This is a genomic window from Roseomonas sp. AR75, from assembly GCF_005222815.1.
Taxonomy (GTDB): Bacteria; Pseudomonadota; Alphaproteobacteria; order Acetobacterales; family Acetobacteraceae; genus Falsiroseomonas.
The window spans coordinates 170,399-189,275 of record NZ_STGB01000004.1; the positions used below are offsets into that span (position 1 = coordinate 170,399).

At 71.8% G+C, this 18,877-nt stretch carries 19 protein-coding genes; 13 read left to right on the plus strand and 6 right to left on the minus strand.

Features of this window, described 5'->3' with window-relative positions; all coding sequences use genetic code 11:
• Positions 1–98: 98 nt before the first annotated feature.
• Positions 99–1,622, plus strand: a complete 1,524-nt coding sequence (locus E4T13_RS14805) for a L,D-transpeptidase family protein (protein WP_170985011.1) — start codon at positions 99–101, stop codon at positions 1,620–1,622.
• Positions 1,623–1,707: 85 nt separating this feature from the next.
• Here the strand turns inward: E4T13_RS14805 and E4T13_RS14810 are convergent, their stop codons facing one another.
• Together E4T13_RS14810 and E4T13_RS14815 are read right to left on the minus strand one after the other, a co-directional pair.
• Entirely contained in the window at positions 1,708–2,643 is a 936-nt protein-coding gene (locus E4T13_RS14810) for a threonine/serine dehydratase (RefSeq protein ID WP_137179080.1), read from the minus strand.
• A gap of 28 nt (positions 2,644–2,671) precedes the next feature.
• The gene (locus E4T13_RS14815) at positions 2,672–3,145 is read right to left on the minus strand and encodes a DUF1203 domain-containing protein (RefSeq protein ID WP_137179081.1); all 474 of its coding nucleotides are present in this window, start codon (positions 3,143–3,145) and stop codon (positions 2,672–2,674) included.
• A 156-nt stretch (positions 3,146–3,301) separates the two neighbouring features.
• On the opposite strand from E4T13_RS14815, the gene E4T13_RS14820 reads away from it, so the two are divergent.
• The 6 genes from E4T13_RS14820 (at position 3,302) to E4T13_RS14845 (ending at position 8,379) form a co-directional block, all read left to right on the plus strand.
• Positions 3,302–3,757, plus strand: a complete 456-nt coding sequence (locus E4T13_RS14820; protein WP_137179082.1) for an HPr kinase/phosphorylase — start codon at positions 3,302–3,304, stop codon at positions 3,755–3,757.
• Positions 3,754–4,689, plus strand: a complete 936-nt coding sequence (gene rapZ / locus E4T13_RS14825; RefSeq protein WP_240791148.1) for an RNase adapter RapZ — start codon at positions 3,754–3,756, stop codon at positions 4,687–4,689. Before E4T13_RS14820 ends, rapZ begins: the two co-directional genes overlap by 4 nt.
• Positions 4,690–4,768: 79 nt before the next feature.
• On the plus strand, positions 4,769–5,221 hold the full coding sequence (locus tag E4T13_RS14830) for a PTS sugar transporter subunit IIA (protein ID WP_137179083.1): 453 nt from the start codon (positions 4,769–4,771) through the stop codon (positions 5,219–5,221).
• Positions 5,222–5,316: 95 nt separating this feature from the next.
• Positions 5,317–5,586, plus strand: a complete 270-nt coding sequence (locus E4T13_RS14835) for an HPr family phosphocarrier protein (RefSeq protein WP_137179975.1) — start codon at positions 5,317–5,319, stop codon at positions 5,584–5,586.
• Positions 5,576–7,441 (plus strand): phosphoenolpyruvate--protein phosphotransferase, encoded by a 1,866-nt coding sequence (ptsP, locus tag E4T13_RS14840; protein ID WP_137179084.1) that lies wholly within the window; start codon positions 5,576–5,578, stop codon positions 7,439–7,441. The genes E4T13_RS14835 and ptsP overlap by 11 nt, the downstream gene beginning before the upstream one ends.
• 104 nt (positions 7,442–7,545) lie before the next feature.
• A complete protein-coding gene (locus E4T13_RS14845; RefSeq protein ID WP_137179085.1) occupies positions 7,546–8,379 on the plus strand; it encodes an NADPH-dependent oxidoreductase in 834 nt (277 codons plus the stop codon).
• Positions 8,380–8,549: 170 nt separating this feature from the next.
• On the opposite strand, the gene E4T13_RS14850 is transcribed toward E4T13_RS14845, so the two are convergent.
• A complete protein-coding gene (locus tag E4T13_RS14850; protein ID WP_137179086.1) occupies positions 8,550–9,437 on the minus strand; it encodes a TauD/TfdA family dioxygenase in 888 nt (295 codons plus the stop codon).
• Positions 9,438–9,576: 139 nt separating this feature from the next.
• Here E4T13_RS14850 and E4T13_RS14855 point away from each other — a divergent pair, with 139 nt between their 5' ends.
• The 4 genes from E4T13_RS14855 (at position 9,577) to E4T13_RS14870 (ending at position 11,905) form a co-directional block, all read left to right on the plus strand.
• The gene (locus tag E4T13_RS14855; RefSeq protein WP_137179087.1) at positions 9,577–9,855 is read left to right on the plus strand and encodes a hypothetical protein; all 279 of its coding nucleotides are present in this window, start codon (positions 9,577–9,579) and stop codon (positions 9,853–9,855) included.
• Between the two features lie 94 nt (positions 9,856–9,949).
• A complete protein-coding gene (locus tag E4T13_RS14860; RefSeq protein ID WP_137179088.1) occupies positions 9,950–10,912 on the plus strand; it encodes a tripartite tricarboxylate transporter substrate binding protein in 963 nt (320 codons plus the stop codon).
• 104 nt (positions 10,913–11,016) lie between these two features.
• On the plus strand, positions 11,017–11,478 hold the full coding sequence (locus E4T13_RS14865) for a MarR family winged helix-turn-helix transcriptional regulator (RefSeq protein WP_170985013.1): 462 nt from the start codon (positions 11,017–11,019) through the stop codon (positions 11,476–11,478).
• A 25-nt stretch (positions 11,479–11,503) separates the two neighbouring features.
• Positions 11,504–11,905, plus strand: a complete 402-nt coding sequence (locus E4T13_RS14870; protein WP_137179089.1) for a DUF1398 domain-containing protein — start codon at positions 11,504–11,506, stop codon at positions 11,903–11,905.
• Positions 11,906–11,919: 14 nt separating this feature from the next.
• Here E4T13_RS14870 and E4T13_RS14875 read toward each other — a convergent pair whose 3' ends face one another.
• Positions 11,920–13,434, minus strand: a complete 1,515-nt coding sequence (locus tag E4T13_RS14875) for a phospholipase D family protein (RefSeq protein WP_137179090.1) — start codon at positions 13,432–13,434, stop codon at positions 11,920–11,922.
• A 98-nt stretch (positions 13,435–13,532) separates the two neighbouring features.
• A complete protein-coding gene (locus E4T13_RS14880) occupies positions 13,533–14,432 on the minus strand; it encodes an endonuclease/exonuclease/phosphatase family protein (protein WP_137179091.1) in 900 nt (299 codons plus the stop codon).
• 199 nt (positions 14,433–14,631) lie between these two features.
• Between E4T13_RS14880 and ahcY the strand changes: the two genes are divergently transcribed.
• Entirely contained in the window at positions 14,632–16,029 is a 1,398-nt protein-coding gene (gene ahcY / locus E4T13_RS14885) for an adenosylhomocysteinase (protein ID WP_137179092.1), read from the plus strand.
• A gap of 39 nt (positions 16,030–16,068) precedes the next feature.
• Here the strand turns inward: ahcY and E4T13_RS14890 are convergent, their stop codons facing one another.
• Positions 16,069–16,764, minus strand: a complete 696-nt coding sequence (locus tag E4T13_RS14890) for a Crp/Fnr family transcriptional regulator (RefSeq protein ID WP_170985014.1) — start codon at positions 16,762–16,764, stop codon at positions 16,069–16,071.
• 109 nt (positions 16,765–16,873) lie between these two features.
• Between E4T13_RS14890 and E4T13_RS14895 the strand changes: the two genes are divergently transcribed.
• Positions 16,874–18,862: an amidohydrolase gene (locus E4T13_RS14895; protein ID WP_170985015.1), complete on the plus strand. Its 1,989-nt coding sequence runs from the start codon at positions 16,874–16,876 to the stop codon at positions 18,860–18,862.
• The last annotated feature ends 15 nt before the right edge of the window (positions 18,863–18,877 follow it).

Below are 18,877 nucleotides of genomic sequence, written 5' to 3' on the forward strand. Positions count from 1 at the left end.
CGGTGCCCGGCATGGACACGCAACAATTCAACGGTAGGGTTGGGTGCAAAGTCAAACCCCCCAGTTACATGACCCCCGGCGATTCAGGAGCGGAGCAGGTGCGGGCGCCGAAACGCGGCCTCGATCCGGAGTGCAACGGACCGCCCGACGGCACGGTGCCGCCGGGGCGCAGGGCCGTGGCAAGCGGTTCGCTCGCCCTCGCCGCGGCCTGGGCGCTCTCGGGCTGCGCGACGGTCGAGCCCGAACTGTCCCGCCCGCAACCGACGCGCGCTCCGGACGACCTCACGCGCCTGCGGGACGGCGCGGCCGACCCCGTCGTCGGCGGTGAGGTGCTGCGCGGCGACCTGCTGCGCCGCTTCTATGCGCAGCGTGGATTCACGCCGGTCTGGACAAGCCGGCCGGCACAGGCCGCCGCCATGGCCGACGCCGTCCTCGCCGCGGAGGAGCACGGCCTCGACCCGGAGCTGTTCCAGGCGAGCCTGCTGCAACGCCGGGAAACGCTGCCGCCGCTGCAACGGGACCTTCTGCTGTCGCACGCCGTCCTGACCTATGCCGAGGCGCTGGCCCTCGGCGCCGTGCCCGTGACACGCCGTCGGGATGGCGAGGCCCTGGCCTCCGAGCCGGTCGATGTCGCGCAGGTGCTCGATGGCGCGCTCGACCGCCGCGATCCCGCGGCCGCCATCGCGGCGCTGGCGCCGGCAACCCCGGACTATGCGGCGATGCGCCACGCCCTGGTGCAGTTGCGCGCCGGCGCGACCGCCAGCGACGGCCTGGTCGCGGACGCGCTGGCGCGGAGCGCGCGCGGCATCGCGGTGAACATGGAGCGGCAGCGCTGGCTGCCGCGGCGGCTGCCGCCCGACCGGGTCTGGGTCAATGTCACGGGCCAGCAACTGGCCTTCTACCGCGACGACCAGGCGGTCTTCACGAGCCGGGTCGTCGTGGGCGACGTCATCGAGCGCAAGCAGAGCCCGGAATTCACCACCGTCATCGAGTCCGGCCTGCTCAACCCGCCCTGGGTGGTCCCCCGCGACATCGTGGAGGCCGACATCCTGCCGCGGCTGGAACGCGATCCGGGCTTCCTCGAGCGTCACAACATCACGCTGCTGCCGAATGGCGAGGCGGAGCAGGCGCCGGGTCCCGAATCCGGGCTCGGCGCCATCATGTTCGTCATGCCGAACCGCTTCGACGTCTATCTGCACGACACGCCGGACAAATCGGCCTTCGGGCGGGAAAACCGCCGGATCAGCAATGGCTGCATCCGCGTGGAGAACCCGCTGCAACTCGCCTCCCTTCTGATGGAGAAGCCGGTCGACGCGATCCACGAGGCGATCGCGGAGGGCAGCACCACGCGCAAGCCGCTGCCGCGGCCCGTGCCGGTCTTCGTCACCTACCAGACGGCCTTCGCGACCGCCGATGGCACGCTGCAGTTCCGCCCCGACTTCTACCGGCGCGATCCCGCCATCTGGCGGCAGCTGCGCAAGAACCCCGGGCCGGAGGAGATCGCCGAACCGGAGCCGGAGGTCACCCCGGTGGCGGCCGCCCGCCCGTCGCCGGGTCCGCGTCCGACCCGCAGACCACCCCCGCGACCTTCGCCCCGGATGGTCGAACCCAGGCGCCGCTGACCAGCGCGGTCAGCGCCGCCATGCTCGCCGCGGGCGGGATCGCATGCGGCGGCGCCGCGTGACCCCCGGCCGTGGGTCCGGACGCTCAGCCCGTCACGGTTGCCGGATCGGTGTTCGAACCGCACACCACCACGGCCACCCGTGCCCCCGCGGGCGGCGTCCAGGCGCCCGAGGTCAGCGCGGCCAGCGCCGTCGCGCCGCCCGGCTCCGCCACCAGCCGCATCGCCTGCCACAGCCGTCGCTGCGCATCGCGGATGGCCTCATCCGGAACCAGCACGGCCCGCGCCACGTGGTCCTTGGCCACGGCGAACATCAGCGCGCCGACCTGGCGCGCGCCCAGGCTGTCGGCCGCGACGCCGCCGACCGGGCAGGGCACGGGGCGGCCTTCCCGCAGCGCCGTCGCCAGCGTCGGGCAGGCCTCCGGCTCCACGCTGATCACCTGCGTGCCCGTGCCGGCATACCAGGCGGCGATGCCGCCGATCAGCCCGCCGCCGCCGGTCGCCACCAGCACATGCGTCGCCTCCGGCGCATCCTGCGACAGTTCCAGCCCGACGGTGCCCTGGCCCGCCAGCACCTCCGGCTGGTCATAGGCATGGACGATCAGCGCGCCCGTTTCGGCGGCACGCGCTTCGGACGCGACGCGCGCCTCGTCATAGGCGGCGCCGATCCGGTGCAGCACGGCGCCGTAGCCCTCGATGCGGCCGGTCTTCGCTTCCGGCGTGCCGGTCGGGCAGAACACCTCCGCCTTCACCCCCAGCGCCCGCGCCGCATAAGCCACCGCCGCCCCGTGATTGCCGCCCGAGGCGGTGGCGACGCCGGCCGCCGGCAGGGTGGCGCTCACCATCCGGTTGAAGGCGCCGCGCGGCTTGAAGCTGCCGGTTGCCTGCAGGAGCTCCAGTTTCAGGATGAGCGCGATGTCCAGCCCCAGGTCGGCGCCGCCCATCCGCATCACCGGGGTCCGGCGGATATGGGGCGCCATGCGCGCGGCGGCGGCTTCGATGTCTTGGCGTGACGGCGTCATGGCGCCGGAGGCTGGCAGCGCGGCCCGGCTAGAGCAACTCCACCCCTGCCAGCCAGCAGCCCGGCCGCGCGGTGTGGATGTTCACGAAGCGCGTGCGGGCATCGGCCAGCGCCCGCATCAGCGGCCCTTCCACCTCCGCCCCGGCGCAGACCTGGCCGAGGTCGTAGAGGCACATCTGCTCCGCATCGTAGCTGCGCACGGAGACGATGCCGTTCGCCAGCACCGTCGGCGGGATCGCGTTCTCCGCCTCGAACCGGTCGCAGTCCCGCGCATGCAGGAAGATCGGGCTCGGCGTCCAGTACACGCCGGCCGGCCGCGGCAGGTCCCAGCTTCCCAGCAGCATGTCCTCTCCGGGCTCGGCCAGGCGCAGGCAGTGGCGGCAGGGGAAGCCGGGCCCGTCGGCCACGCGGTGGTGCAGCGCGCCGCCGCGGTCGTCGCGGCCGGTGGCGCGGAAGCGGCGCGCGGCCTCGGTGGGCATGGCGACGCAGCGGAAACCGGGCATGAGATGTCTCCTGTGGGGTTCACGCTTGTGGCGCGATCCGCGCAGCCGCGCCCTCCGCCGGTTGCGGCCGCATCCGGGGGCGGCCACCCCCGGTCCCTTGATTCCCGCCTCCTTTCTGCCATGTTCCGCCGGCTTGGCTTGGGGGCCTGACCGGGAATGCCTCTTCACGCCTCTTGTGCCGCCCGCGGCGGCGACGGCGTGTTGTTCCTCGGCCCTTCGGGCTCGGGGAAGTCCGAACTCGTCCTGAGATTGATGGGCCGCGGCTGGTCGCTGGTGGCCGACGACCAGGTGGAATTGGAAGCGGAACCCCCCGACCTGCTGATGGCCGCCCCGCCCGCGCCGCTGCGCGGCATGCTGGAGGTGCGCGGCCTCGGCCTCGTGCGCGACCTGCCCGTCGCCGCCCCCGCTCCGCTGCGGCTGGTGGTGGACCTGCTGCCCGCGGGGGAGGCGGCGCCCCGCCTGCCCGAGCCACGCCGCTTCGAAAGCCAGGGTCGCAGCCTGCCGCGCATCGCCCTGTGCGGGCGCGAGGCCGCCGCGCCCGACAAGGTCGCCTTCGCGCTGGAGGCCGCCTGCGGCCGCCTCGTGCTGGCCGCCGGGGCCTTCGCAGCGTGAGCGAGATCGCCCCGCCGCGCCCCGTCGTGCTGGTCACCGGCCTCTCCGGCGCGGGGAAGGCCTCCATCCTGCGCACGCTGGAGGATCTCGGCTTCGAGACGGTGGACAATCCGCCGCTGACGATCCTGGAGGAGCTGGTCTGCGACGGGGTCACCCCCATCGCCATCGGCGTGGACGCACGCTCCCGCGGCTTCGAGGCGGCGGAGGTGCTGGCCGCGCTGCAGCATCTGCGCGCCCGCAGCGACATCGCCGTCAGCCTGGTCTTCGCCACCGCGGAGGACGCCGTGCTGCTGCGCCGCTTCTCCGAGACGCGGCGGCGCCATCCGCTGACCCCTGGCGGGCCGCTCGGCTCCCGCGTCGCCGACGGCATCGCGCGGGAGGCGGCGCTGCTGGCACCGCTGGCCGAGGCCGCGGACCTGGTGATCGACACCTCGGACCTGCCGCTGCCGGATCTCCGCCGGATGATCGAACGGCGCTTCCGCCCGGCCGGGCCGGCCGGGCTCGACATCGCCATCCTGTCCTTCGGCTATCCGCATGGCCTGCCGCGGGAGGCCGACCTGGTGTTCGACATGCGCTTCCTGCGCAACCCGCATTACGACCCGGTGCTGCGCCCGCAGACCGGCAAGGACCCCGACGTCGCGGCGTTCATCGAGGCCGACGACAGTTTCGAACCCTTCTGGACTCGCATGACAGGGCTGCTTGACCTCCTCTTGCCGCGCTACCTCGCGGAGGGGAAGAAATACCTCACCATCGCGGTGGGCTGCACCGGCGGCAAGCATCGCTCCGTCCTTGTCGCGGAGCGCCTGGCGGCCCATCTGAAACCCCAGGGATGGCGGGTGGAGGTGATCCACCGCGAACTTGCGGCCCCGGCAAGGAACGCCGGCGCCGAGCATTCCCATGCGGGGCGGGAGGCCCTGGCAACCTCATCATGACTGACCCTTCCAAACCGGCCCGACACCCGCATTGCGGCCAGCCCGGGACCCCCCGGCACGCGCGAGGCATGCGACGCCGATGATCGGCCTCGTCATCGTCACCCATGGGCGGCTCGCCGAGGAATTGCGCGCGGCCATGGAGCACGTCGTCGGCCATCAGGACGGCGTCGCCACCATCTGCATCTTCCCCGAGGACAAGATGGAGACGCGGCGGGAGGATATCCGCAACGCCATCACCGCGGTGGACCAGGGCGACGGCGTGGTGGTGCTGACCGACATCCTGGGCGGCACGCCCTCCAACCTGGCGTTCCAGCTCTGCGACCATCGCCGGGTCGAGGTCATCGCCGGGGTGAACCTGCCGTTGCTGGTGAAGCTCGCGAAGATCCGCGGCACGGAGCCGCTGGCCGAGGCGGTGGCGCATGCGACCGCCGCGGGCCGCAAATACATCGCCTGCGCGGCGGAGATGCCGGAGATGCCCAAGGCCAATGCTGGCGGCTCCACGCCGGTTGCCGCACCGGGGGGACGCACATGAACGAGTGGCCGGACGAGGCGGGCGAGGCGAAGGCGGCCCCTTCCGCGTCCAGCGCCACGGAGGCCGGGCCATGCGGCTGCGATGCCTCCGGCGGCATGGCGATGCGGCGGACGGTGCGCGTGCCGAACAGCCGCGGGCTGCATGCCCGCGCCGCCGCCAAGCTGGTGGGTGTGGCGGAGCGCTTCTCCGCCTGCATCAACGTCTCGCGCCACGGCCAGACGGTCCCGGCCTGCTCCATCATGGGGCTGATGATGCTGGGCGCCGGGCAGGGCAGCGAGATCGTCATCGAAGCCGAAGGCTGGGACGCCAAGGAAGCCCTCGAGGCGGTCGCCGGCCTGGTCGAGGCCGGCTTCCATGAAGATTGACAAGCCCGACCGTCCCGACAAGGCGGAAGCGAAGCCGGCCGAAGGCGCCGCGCGCCGCCCCGGGCGCCGCAAGGAAGTCCTGATCCGCGGCATCCCCGTCTCGCCGGGCGTCGCGATCGGCAAGGTCTTCGACACGAGCGAGCCGCCGGACGAGGCGCCGCGGCGCGAGATCGCGCCGGATGCTGTGGAGACGGAGAAGCAGCGCCTGGCCGCCGCCGTCGCCACCTCCCGCAAGCAGGTGGGCAAGCTCAAGACGCGGCTCTCGGTGCTGCCCGAGGAAGCGCAGGAAGAGCTGGAGCCGCTGCTCGACGCCTATGCGCTGATGCTCGGCGATAGCCGCCTGATCCGCGGCGCGCGCAAGCGCATCGAGGGCGGCCTGCTGGCCGCCGAGACCGCGGTGGGCGACGAGGCCGAGGCGATCGCGGAGGTCATCCTCGCCACGCGCGACGACGACAAGGCCGGGCTGCGCCGCCGCGCGGGCGAGGTGCGGGAGATCGCCCGCCGCCTGACGCGGAACCTGACCGAGAACCCCTTCCGCAGCTTCAAGGACGTGCCCGAAGGCGCGATCCTGGTCGCCGAGGAGCTGACGCCGGCCGATGCCGCGCTGCTCGATCCGTCCCGCATCGCCGGCGTCGCGACGGAGGAAGGCGGCGCGGACGGCCACACCGCGATCATGCTGCGCGCGCTGGGCATCCCGGCCGTGCTTGGCGCGCCCGGGCTGACGGAAGCCGCGCGGCGCGGTGACCAGGCGGTGCTGGACGGCGCGGCGGGCAGCGTGGCGCTGCACCCCACGCCCGCGACGCAGGCGCAGGCGAAGGAACAGATCGCGGCCTATGCGCGCGAACGCCAGCGCCTGGGCAAGCTGCGCCGCCTGCCTGCCGTGACCACCGACGGCGAGCTGGTGGAGCTGCAGGCCAATATGGAGATCCCGGCGGAGCTGCCGCTGATCGCCCAGGCCGGCGCGCAGGGCATCGGCCTGCTGCGCAGCGAGTTCCTGTTCATGAACCGCGAGGACCTGCCGGACGAGGACGACCAGTTCGCCGCCTATGCGCCGATCGTCGCCGCGATGAACGGCGATCCCGTGACCATCCGCGTGCTGGACTGGGGCGGCGAGAAGGACATGCAGGCGCTGGCGGCCGGCGTGGAATCGCAGCATGCCGGGCCCAACCCGGCGCTCGGCCTGCGCGGCATCCGCATGCTGCTGAAGCGGCCCGAGCTGCTGGAGGCGCAGTTCGCCGCCATCCTGCGCGTCGCGGCACAGGCGCCGGAAGGCGCGGTGCGCGTGATGCTGCCGATGGTGACCGTGCCGGAGGAGGTGAAGCAGGCGCGCGAGATCTTCGATCGCGTCGCCAAGCGCGTGCGCCGCCGCGGTGAGAAGCTGCCGGAGAAGCTGCCCGAGCTGGGTGCGATGATCGAGACGCCCGGCGCCGCGCTGGCCGCCGATGCGATCGCGCTCGAAGCGGATTTCTTCGCCATCGGCACCAACGACCTGGCGATGTACACGCTGGCGGTGGATCGCGGCGAGGCGGATGTCGCGCATCTCTACGATCCCCTGCATCCCGCCGTGCTGCGGCTGATGCAGTTCGCCACCGAAGCCGCGCTGCGGCTGCGCATGCCGGTCTCGGTCTGCGGCGAGATGGCGGGCAACCCGCAACTTGTGCCGCTGCTGCTCGGCCTGGGCATACGCTGCCTGTCGATGAATGCCAGCGCGATCCCGCGCGTGAAGCAGGCGGTGCGCGCGCTCGACATCGGCGACTGCGCGCGCTTCGCGCGGCGCGTGATGGAACAGAGCGATCCGTCGCGCATCCGCGAGCTGGTCGACGGCTTTGCCAGCGGCGTGACCGAGCGGGGTTAACCGCTATCCCTCCCTCCCCCGCACTTGCGGGGGAGGGCCGGGGTGGAGGAAACACGCTCTCGCAACACTCGGCCGCACCGGCCATCCCGACGAGGCGCAACTTGATGGACGGCATCACCACCTCCTCCGCCGCGCAGAAACTCGCCGCGCGCTATGGCGGCGACGCGCCGGACGCGGCCACGCCGGCGAACGCCGTGCTCGACACGATCCTGTCCCACCGTTCCATCCGCGCCTTCCTGCCGGCGCCGCTGGCCGAAGGCGTGCTGGAGACGCTGATCGCCGCCGCGCAATCCGCGCCGACCTCCTCGAACCAGCAGGCCTGGAGCGTCGTCGCGGTGCAGGATCCCGCGCGCAAGGCGCGGCTCGCCGCGCTGGCGAACAACCAGCGCTTCATCGCGCAGGCGCCGCTGTTCCTCTGCTGGATCGCCGACCTGTCGCGGCTGGAGCGGCTGGGCCAGGCGCATGGCCGCCGGCTGGAGGGGCTCGACTTCCTGGAATCCTACATGGTCGCGCTGGTGGACGCCGCGCTCGCCGCGCAGAACGCCGTGGTCGCGGCGGAATCGCTCGGCCTCGGCACCGTCTATGTCGGCGCGCTGCGGCACCATCCGGAGAAGGTGGCGGAGGAACTGGCGCTGCCACCCAACGCCTTCGCCGCCTTCGGCATGAGCATCGGTCATCCGGATCAGGCCGTGCCCTCCGCCGTGAAGCCGCGCCTGCCGCAGTCGCTGGTGCTGCATCGGGAGCAGTATGCCGCGACGGAGGAGCCTGCGCGGATCGCCGGCTACGACACGCGCCTCGGCGAATTCTCCGAGCGGGCCGGGATGGGCCGGCAGGACTGGACGCAGCGCATGATCGCGCGCGTCGGCACCGCGGCGTCGCTCAGCGGGCGGCACCGGATGACGGAGGCGCTGAAGGCGCTGGGCTTCAAGCTGCGGTAGGTTTTTCGCGGGCAGGGCGGTCGCGCCCCCACCCGGCTTCGCTTCACTCAGCCACCCTCCCCCGCTGTCGCGGGAGAGGGATCGTCGGTGCGCCTTGCTCCCTCTCCCGCGACAGCGGGGGAGGGTTGGGGTGGGGGCGCGACCGACAGCGCAGGATCAGTGCGCGAGTCTCACGCCGCCTGCTGCAGCGTCGGCGCGGAATCCTCGACCGTCGTGCGATGCAGGTCGCGCATCTGCTCCGCCGGATAACGGCGCGCGCGGTGCATCGTCACGCGGTTATCCCACATCACCAGGTCATGCGGCCGCCACACATGCGCGTGCACGAACTGCCGCTGCGTCGCATGCTCGTTCAGGTCGCGCAGCAGCATCAGGGCCTCCGGCCTCGGCCAGCCCTGGATCGCGCCGGCATGCGCCGAGAGGAACAGCGAAAGCCGCCCCGTCACCGGATGCCGCCGCACCAGGCGCTGCGGCACCGGCGCCCAGCGCGCCCGCTCCTCCTCGGTGAAATCCGTGAAGCCGAGCGTGCCGCGCGAATGGATCTGCGTGTGTTCGCACACCAGGTCGCGCACCAGCGCCATTGTCTCGGCGTCCAGCGCATCCCAGGCGGCGCGCATGTCCGCGAATTCGGTGTTGCCGCCGGAGCCCGGGATCACCCGCGCGGAGAGCAGCGAATACTTCGCCGGCGTCGGCTTGAAGCTGCTGTCGCTGTGCCAGAGCATGTTGCCCAGCGCAAACAGCCGCCGCCGGTCGTCGCGCGCCAGCACGCGGCCCTCGCGATCGAGGTTGGAGATGTCGTTCACCTCCATGCCGAGGCGTCGCTGGTCGGGCCGCGCGATGTCGCCCGATGCGGTCTCCAGCGGGCCGAAATGCCGCGTGAAGGCGAGTTGCTGCGCGTCGTCGATATCCTGGCCGCGGAACACCAGCACGGCGTAGCGATCCATTCCCGCCTCGATGGCGGCCGCCTCCGCCGGCGTGATGCCGCGGCCTATGTCGATGCCCTCGACCTCGCCGACGAAGCCGGGGCGCGCGGGATCGGCGGGGCGGATGCTGGGCGTCATGCGCTTCCTCCTGCGATGTGACGCAAGGCTATCGCGATGGCGTGAGCCCGGCCAGCGTGCCGCATTTCCGCCCAGACCCGGCCCTTTCCTTGCCAGGCGCGCTGGCCAGCCTGCCTGCATGCCGAAGGAGGCGAATGACATGCGACCGATCCGACGCGCCGCAGTCCACGGGCTCTTCGCGCTGTGGCTTGCACCATTGTCGGCGCTGGCCGGCAGCCAATCCTCCAACTCCTCCTCCGATTGCGACGGCGCGCGCTGCCGCCATGTGGAATCCTACGTGATCGAGGACAGCCAGGGCCGCCGCGGCTGGGTGCGCGAACGCGCCTGGGACGCCGATGCGCTGCGGGAGCGGCGGCGCGATCCGCGCCCCGCCGTGCCGCGGCGCGACCGTGACGACGATGATGACGACGACGACTGATCGTCGCCGCGCGAGGGGGTGACAGGGACGCGGTTGCATCGCAGGGTGCCGCCGACCGGCGCGGAACACGGACGCCGGAAGGAGGACGCCCAGGATGCATCTCGCCCGCCGATCCCTGCTGCTCGCCCCGGCGCTCGCAGCCCTGCCCGCCACGGCGCGCGCGCAGGCCGCATGGAGCCCGAGCCGGCCGGTGCGCTTCTTCGTGGGCTTCGGCGCAGGCGGGCCCTCCGACACGATCGTGCGCCTGGTGTCGGAGCATCTCGCGCCGGCGATGGGCGGCACCATCGTGGTGGAGAACAAGCCCGGCGCCTCCGGCAACCTCGGCACGCAGGCGGCGGTGCAGGCCCCGGCGGATGGCCACACGCTCGGCTTCGCCGGCATCCACCTCGCCACCAATCCGGTGATGCTGCCGCAGCTGGGCTACGATCCGCGCGCGGATGTGCGGGTGGTCAGCACCTTCACCTCCGTGCCGATCGTGGTGATGGCCAGCGCGAAATCCGGCATCACCAGCATCGCGCAACTGGTGGAGCGCGCGAAGCAGCGCGCGCTTCAGGTCAGCAGCGGCGGCGTCGGCACCTCCTCCCATCTCGGGCCGACGCTGCTGTTCCGCACGCTGGGCGGGCAGTTCGAGCCGGTGCAGTACCGTTCGGGCGCGGATGCCTTCCGGGCGCTGGTGGCGGGCGAGACGGAAGCCTTCTTCGATCCGGCGTCGTCCTATCACGCGCCGGCCGCGGCGGCGGGCAGCATCCGCATCCTCGGCGTGATGCAGGACAGCCGCACGCCGGCCCTGCCCGACGTGCCCTCCTTCGCGGAGCTCGGCCTGCCGCCGAGCGCGATGATGCGGAGCTGGCAGGGCGTGTTCGTGCGCAGCGGCACGCCGGATGCGGCGATCCGCGCCTGGCATGCCGGCGTGGTGCAGGCGCTGCAGGCGCCTGCGTTGCGGCAGCGGCTGCAGGGGCTGGGGATCGAGCCGGTGGCCAGCCCCGATCCCGACGCGGCGCAGGCCTACTACCTGAGCGAGGTGGAGCGCTGGGGCCGGCTGCTGCGGCCGGCCTGAGCGGCGCCGTCGGGCGGCAAGCGGCCGCCCGGCTACGCGCCCAGCGATCTGGTTGACAAGGAAACCACTTTTGGCTAGTTTCCTTGTCAACGAACGGACTCCCCATGCCCGCGACGCCCAAGCTTCCCGCGCTGACGGACCATCTCGGCTACTGGCTGCGCCTGGTCTCCAACCATGTCTCGCAGGGCTTCGCGCGGCTGGTGGAGGCTGAGGGCGTGACCGTCGCCGAATGGGTCGTGCTGCGCGTGCTCCACGACGCCGAGGACCTGGCACCAAGCCAGCTCGCGGAGGCGATGGGCATGACCCGCGGCGCGATCAGCAAGCTGGCCGACCGCCTGCTGGCCAAGGGGCTGATCGCGCGCCGCGACAATGCCGAGGATGCGCGCAGCCACAGACTGCGCCTGACGGCGGCCGGGCGGCGGCTGGTGCCGAAGCTCGCCGCGCTGGCCGACCGGAACGACGCCGCCTTCTTCGCGCATCTCACGGCGGCGGAACGCGCCGCGGTCGAGCAGGTGCTGCGCGACATCGTAGGCCGCCGCGGCCTGACCGACATGCCGCTCGACTGAACCACCCGCATCGGAGGACATCGCCATGGACGCGCAGCACAGGCGCATCGCCGAAGACTGCCTCGCATCGGCGCATGACGGCAGCCGGGATTTTCCTGCGATCGTCGGCGCGCTGATCGCCGCGGGATTCGAGGGCTATACGGTGGACTACCGCCGCGCCACGACGACCTATTACCGGCCGGATGGCGACAGCGTGGAACTGTCGAACCCGTTCCCCGCACGCCCCGTCGCCGCCCGCTTCGATCCCGCCGCCATGGCCGCCGCAGTGCGCGAGGCGCAGTCCAACGCGCGCGGGTACACATACGAGAAATTCTGCGCGAAGGCGGTCGCGGCGGGCTGCGCGGGCTACATCGTCTCCTTCTCCGGGCGGCGCGTGCTGTATGTCGGCCGCACGGCGGAGACGCATGTGGAGATGTTTCCGCAATAGCGCCTCGCCGCGCGCTAGAGCTGCTCCTCCACCGGCAGCACGCGCGCGAGGAAGGCGACCGCGGTGCGCCGCCAGGAGGCCTCGGGCTCGGTGTGCGAGGTGCGCGGCACGCCCTGATGCGTATCCCGCCAGACGATGCGGCCCTGCTCGAGCGAGACCTTCCAGCTGATGGCGGGGTCGGTCAGCCGCTCCTGTTCGGCGGCCACCTCGCGCGCCACCACGGGGTTCTGCACGAAGACGCCCATCTCGGTGTTCAGCGAAGCGGAGCGGTGGTCCATGTTGAAGCTGCCGACGAAGGCGCGCAGCCCGTCCACCACCAGCGCCTTGGTGTGCAGGGCCGCGCCGCCGCGCGAGCCGACGAGGCTGGCGCGTTCCTGCTCCAGGTCGGGCTTCAGCTCATGAATTGTCACGCCGGCGCGCAGGAGCGGGCGGCGGTATTTCATGTAGCCGCCATGCACCGCGACCACGTCCGTCGCGGCCAGCGAATTCGTCACCACGCTCACCTTCACGCCGCGGGCCACCAGTTCCAGCAGCAGCTTCAGCCCGGCACGGCCCGGCACGAAATAGGGCGAGATCAGACGCGCCTCGCGCTTCGCCTCGCGCAGCGCATCGGCGATCTCGGCGGCGATGCCGCCCGCGGCGCGTGCCCGCTTGCGTGCGCCCAGGCCGCGCTTCGCCTTCTCCGGCGCGTCCGCCACCACGCGCACGGCATCGGGCGCCACCGCCGTCAGGCCATGGCGGATGCGGCGCGCAGGGTGCTCGGCGAGCGTGGCGACAAGCCCGGCCGCCTGCGGCATCCGCGCCGCCTCCTCCATCGCGACGCGCAGCGCGGCCAGGCCGCCGCGCGCCTCGCTCGCCGCGCTCAACAGACTGGCCGGGCGCGACAGCGGGCTGTTCCAATAGCGCTCGAACACCGCCAGGGCCTGTGCGGCCGGGGTGCCGGCCACCACCAGGTCGAGGTCGCGGAAGCTGATCGCGCCATCGATGTCGAGGCCGAAATACTCGTCGCCGATGTTGCGCCCGCCCACCACCGCCAGCGCGCGGTCCGCGATCCAGTTCTTGTTGTGCATCCGCCGGTTCAGGTGCCAGCCGCCGAAGGCGAATTCCAGCAGATATCCCCAGCGCCCGAAGCGCCGCCACTGCGTGCCGTTGAACAGCCGCACCTCGATGTTCGGATGCGTGTCGAGCGCCGCCAGCGTGCGCTCGTGGCCCAGCGCATAGACGTCGTCGAGCAGCATGCGCACCGTCACGCCGCGGTCGGCGGCGGCCAGCGCTTCCCGGCCCAGCAGCTTGCCGGTCGTGTCGCCGCGCCAGACATAGTATTGCAGGTCGAGGGTCCGCCCCGCTGCGCGCGCGGAAGCGGCGCGGATCGCGAAGGCCTCCTCCGCGCGGCACAGCACCGCGACGCCCGCCTGGCGGCGCGCCTCATGCAGGCCGAGGCGCGACAGCGCGGCGGCGACCGCGCGCTCCAGCCGCGTCGCCCCCAGGCGCGCCGCCGGCAGGCCCGGCGATGTCAACAGATCCGACATGCGTGTCCCGTCATCGCCGGATCGAACGGCTGGCGGCAGGGTCGGGTTCGCGCGCGGCTGCACATCGCGATGATCCGGCGCCCGAAGGCCCGGGCGGCTCACGCCGCGGCGCGCAGACCGGCGAAGGTCTCGGCGATGGTATCGAGATGCAGGCGGGCTGTCAGCGGCAGATGGTCGGAGGCGACGCGCGCCAGCGGGCTGTCATGCACCGCAACATGGCTCACCAGCGGTTGCGGCCAGGCGAGGATGCGGTCCAGCGGCAGTACCGGCAGCCTTGTGGGAAAGCTGGCGGGGCCGGTGGCGACGGGGCCGAACAGATCGGAAAGCGCCTGCAGTGAACAGCGGGCGCCGATGCCCCATTCGTTCAGGTCGCCGCACAGCACCGTGGGCAGCGGCTCGGATTCCTCGAGCGCCGCCAGGATCGCGGCGGATTGCCGGCGGCGGCAGCGGGGCAGCAGGCCGAAATGGGCGGCGACCACGCGCAGCGGCCCCTCCCGCAACTCCAGGTCGGCCACCACGGCACCGCGGGGCTCGGCGCCGGGCAGCGCCAGGCGGCGCAGCCTGGCCTTCGTGCCCGGCCGGACAAGGATGGCGTTGCCGTGCCAGCCATGGCCGTCCGGCAGGTGGGAGATCGGCAGCGGCACCAGCCCTGCGTGCTTCTCCAGCAGCTTGGGGTCCAGCAGCCCCACCCGGCGGCCGAAGCGCCGGTCGGCTTCCTGCAGCGCGACGACGTCGGCGCCCAGCTCGGCGATGACAGCCACCGACCGGTGCGGGTCGAAGCGGCCATCGGTGCCGACGCATTTGTGCAGGTTCCAGGAGGCGATCCGCATCTCGCCTTCCACCGGGGCACGAGGCGGGGCCGGGCTGCGCCGGCGCGCATCGCGGAACTCGGCGAGCAACTGCCGCACCGAGGCGCTGGTGGCGCGCAGGTGATCGGCAACGCGAAGCCGGTCGGGCGAGCGGAGCCCGCGCCTGGGAACAGCGGTGGAGGAGGTCATCCGGGGCGGCGCGGATCCGGTCGGGGAGGAGGGCAGGTCAGCAAAGCCTTCCGAGAATGGTGCGTGACGCGGGGAATGCCAAGCGTCCAGGCTATCCCGTGAGGCATAAAGATATCCTTATGCCTGATGGGTGTGTCTTGGCCCGGCCCCTCCCCCGTGCTAGGGCCCCCGCCGATCCCACTCATCAGGACCGTTGCACATGGCCGCCGATTACGTCGTGAAGGACCTCTCCCTGGCCGATTGGGGCCGCAAGGAGATCGCCATGGCCGAGGACGAGATGCCCGGCCTGATGGCGGTGCGCGCCGAATACGGCAAGCAGCAGCCCCTGAAGGGCGCGCGCATCGCCGGCTGCCTGCACATGACCATCCAGACGGCCGTGCTGATCGAGACGCTGAAGGCGCTCGGCGCCGATGTGCGCTGGTCCTCCTGCAACATCTTCTCCACGCAGGACCACGCCGCGGCCGCCATCGCCGCCGGCGGCACGCCGGTCTTCGCCGTGAAGGGCGAGACGCTTCCCGAATACTGGCAGTACGTGAAACGCACGCTGGAATGGGCAGATGGCGGCACGCCGAACGTGCTGCTCGACGATGGCGGCGACATGACGCTGCTGGTCCATTACGGCCTGCGCGCCGAGCAGGGCGACACCGCCTTCCTCGACAAGGCGACCAACGAGGAGGAGGAGGTCTTCTTCGCCCTCATCAAGGACTGCCTGAAGACCAAGCCGGGCTGGTTCGCGCAGCTCGCGAAGAACATCGTCGGCGTGTCGGAGGAGACGACGACGGGCGTGCATCGCCTCTACAACATGGCGAAGGAGGGCAAGCTGCTCTTCCCCGCCATCAACGTGAACGACAGCGTCACCAAGTCGAAGTTCGACAACCTCTATGGCTGCCGTGAGTCGCTGGTGGACGCGATCCGCCGCGGCACCGACGTGATGATGGCCGGCAAGATCGCGATGGTCTGCGGCTTCGGCGACGTCGGCAAGGGCAGCGCCGCCAGCCTGCGCAACGCCGGCTGCCGCGTGATGGTGTCCGAGATCGACCCGATCTGCGCGCTGCAGGCGGCGATGGAGGGCTATGAGGTCGTGACGATGGAGCAGGCCGCCCCGAAGGCCGACATCTTCGTCACCGCGACCGGCAACGTGGACGTCATCACCGCCGACCACATGCGCGCCATGAAGCACCGCGCGATCGTCTGCAACATCGGCCACTTCGACAGCGAGATCCAGGTCGCGGCGCTGCGCAACTACAAGTGGGACAACGTGAAGCCGCAGGTGGACGAGATCGAGTTCCCAACCGGCAAGCGCATCATCCTGCTGAGCGAGGGTCGCCTCGTGAACCTGGGCAACGCCACGGGCCACCCGTCCTTCGTGATGTCGGCGTCCTTCACCAACCAGACGCTGGCGCAGATCGAGCTGTGGGCGAACCCCGGCAAGTACGAGAAGAAGGTCTACGTCCTGCCGAAGCACCTGGACGAGAAGGTGGCCGCGCTGCACCTGGCGAAGGTCGGCGCCACGCTGACCACGCTGAACAAGCAGCAGGCCGACTACATCGGTGTGCCGGAGCAGGGCCCCTTCAAGGCCGACCAGTACCGCTACTGATCCCCGGGGCCGCCGGTCGTCGCGGAGCGACCGGCGGCCTCACTCGCGCGGGCCGACGAAGCCGGCCAGGGCAACTGCATCGCGCACCGCGATGCGCCCGTATCCGACCTTCACCCAGCCTCGCGCGGCGAAGGCGCCGAGCGTGCGATTGACCAGGTGGCGCGAGGCATTCGCCATCTCGCCGAGCTCTGCTTGAGTCAGCCGGAACCCCGCCTGGTCATCGGCGCGCAGCCCGTCCGGCGCGGCGGTCACGCGCAGCAGCGTCGCCGCGATCCGCCGGTCCGGCTCGCGGATCAGCAGGTCCGAGACGGTGTGGATCGCGACATCCATGCCGAAGACGCTCATGGCGCCCAACGCGCGCGCCGCCTCCGGCAGGGCGCGCGAGACGGCCTCCAGCGCGGCCAGCGGCACGTGGAAGGCGAAGCTTGGCTCGGTCGCGCGGAAGCTCAGCACCCGCGGGCGCCGCGTCATCAGCGGCCCTTGGCCGAACCAGACCGGCGGGCGCAGGATGGTGGCGAGGTCCGGGCCGGCCGCGCGGGTCGCCACATGCACGGCAAAGCCGCCGGCAACCAAGCCATAGATCCCGCCCAGCGCATCCCCGACATGGAATGTGTAGGACCCGACCTCGAAGGCTTCGAGCCGCGCGGCGGCGAGCAGCGCGGTGCGGAAAGCCGCCGGCTGATGCGCCAGCCAGCCGCCCTGCGTTGCGATCCGTTCCGCCGCCGCGCGATCCATGCTGGGTATCCCACAGATTTTTAACCCTCTCCGCAGCCCAGAATGTCGCGAGCGCGACAATGGCGGAAGGACGATCATGGAACCCTCGCGCCGCGAGGGGGGAATCTGCATGACCACACGACGGCGTTTTGCCGCGGGCGCGCTCGCCGCACCGCTGCTTGGCCGCCAGCCGGCCGCGCAGGGGCTTGGCCTGCAGGACGTCATCGGTCGCATCGCGCCGCAGCGCGAGGCGACGATCTACGTCGCCCGCGCCGTCCACACGATGGACCCGCGCCGCCCGCGCGCCGAGGCGGTGGCCGTCGTCGGCGACCGCATCGCGGCGGTCGGCACGCTCGCCGAGCTTCAGGCGCTGGCGGGCGACCAGCCCTTCCGCGTGGACCGGAGCTTCGCCGACAAGGTGATCCTGCCCGGCTTCGTGGAGCAGCATGTCCATCCGGTCCTCGCCGGGCTGATGGTCATCACCGAGGTGATCGCCATCGAGGACTGGGACACCACGTCCGGCTTTCGGGCCGCCGTGCGCGACGAGGCGGGCTATCGCCGCCGCTTCGCCGAGGCGCTCGCCGCCCACAAGGCGCGCGACCCGCAGGCGGTGTTCCTGACCTGGGGCTACCATCACTACTTCCACGGCCCGATGTCGCGCGAGTGGCTGGACCAGCAGGCAGGCGAGACGCCGGTGATCGTCTGGCACCGCAGCCAGCACGAGGTCTATCTCAACACCGCGCTGATGCGACGGATGGGCGTGGACGAGTCCTTCCTGGCCAGCTTCACGCCGAGCCAGGCGGCGCAGGCCGACGTCGCCAAGGGCCACTTCTTCGAGCAGGGCACGCTGAAGGTGCTGGAAAAGGTCGCCCCCGCCATGGCGACGCCGGAGCGCCTGCGCGAGGGGCTGGAATTCACGATCGGCTACTACCATCGCAACGGCATCACCACGGCCGCCGAGCCCGGCGGCTTCTACTCGAAGCCGCTGCAGGACGCGATCAACGCCGTCTATGCAGCCGATTCCGTGCCCTTCAACCACTACTTCATTCCCGACGGGAAATCCTTCGCGGCGATGTTCCCGACCGACGGCGCGGCGCAGATCGCCGAGGCGCAGAAGCCGCTCGCCTGGGGATCGGGGCGCGCGCGCTGGCTGCCGAAGCAGATCAAGTTCCTGACCGACGGTGCGATCTACAGCCAGCTGATGCAGATGAAGGACGGCTACACCGACGGCCACCATGGCGCCTGGATCATGGATCCCGACGTGTTCAGCGTCGCCTTCCAGGCCTTCTGGGACGCCGACTACCACATCCACATCCACAACAACGGCGATGGCGGGATGGAGGTGCTTCTCGCCAACCTCGAGCGCGCGCAACGACGCCGGCCGCGCTTCGACCACCGCACCACCATCGTGCATTTCGGCTTCGCCGCGCCCGAGCAGATCGTGAAGGCCGGCCGGCTCGGCTGCATCGTCAGCGCGAACCCGTACTACGTCACGGCGCTGGCCGGCCGCTATGCGCAGATCGGCATCGGGCCGGAGCGCGCGCGGCGCATGGTGCCGCTGAAGGAGGCCGAGAATGCAGGGATGTCCATCTCCTTCCATTCCGACATGCCGATGGCCCCGGCCAAGCCGCTGCAGCTGATCTGGGCGGCGGTGAACCGCGTGACGGCCGAAGGGCCGGTGATGGGGGAGGACCAGCGCGTCTCCCTCGATCTCGCGCTGCGCGCCATGACGATCGAGGCGGCCTTTTCCATCAGGCTGGAGGACGAGGTCGGCTCCATCACGCCCGGCAAGTTCGCCAATTTCGTCGTGCTGGACCAGGACCCCTACACCGTCGCGCCGGCGGCGCTGAAGGACATCCCGGTCTGGGGCACGGTGCTGGAGGGGCGCGTGCAGCCCGCGCCGAGCGCGGCCCGGCGGGCGGAGACGCCGCCGCGCACGCGGCTCGGCGGCGGGATCGCGCCTTCGGGCCGCTTCGCCGCATCCGATCCCACGCTTCGCCTCGAAGCCGCCTGCGGGCCGCACGGCTTCTGCAACCATGCGGGCGACTCGGCTGCGCTGGGCTGCGGCTGCGGCGGTCGCGACGTCTTCGCGGCCCTGATCGAGCGCCAGCTCGGCTGAGCCGCGCCAACACGC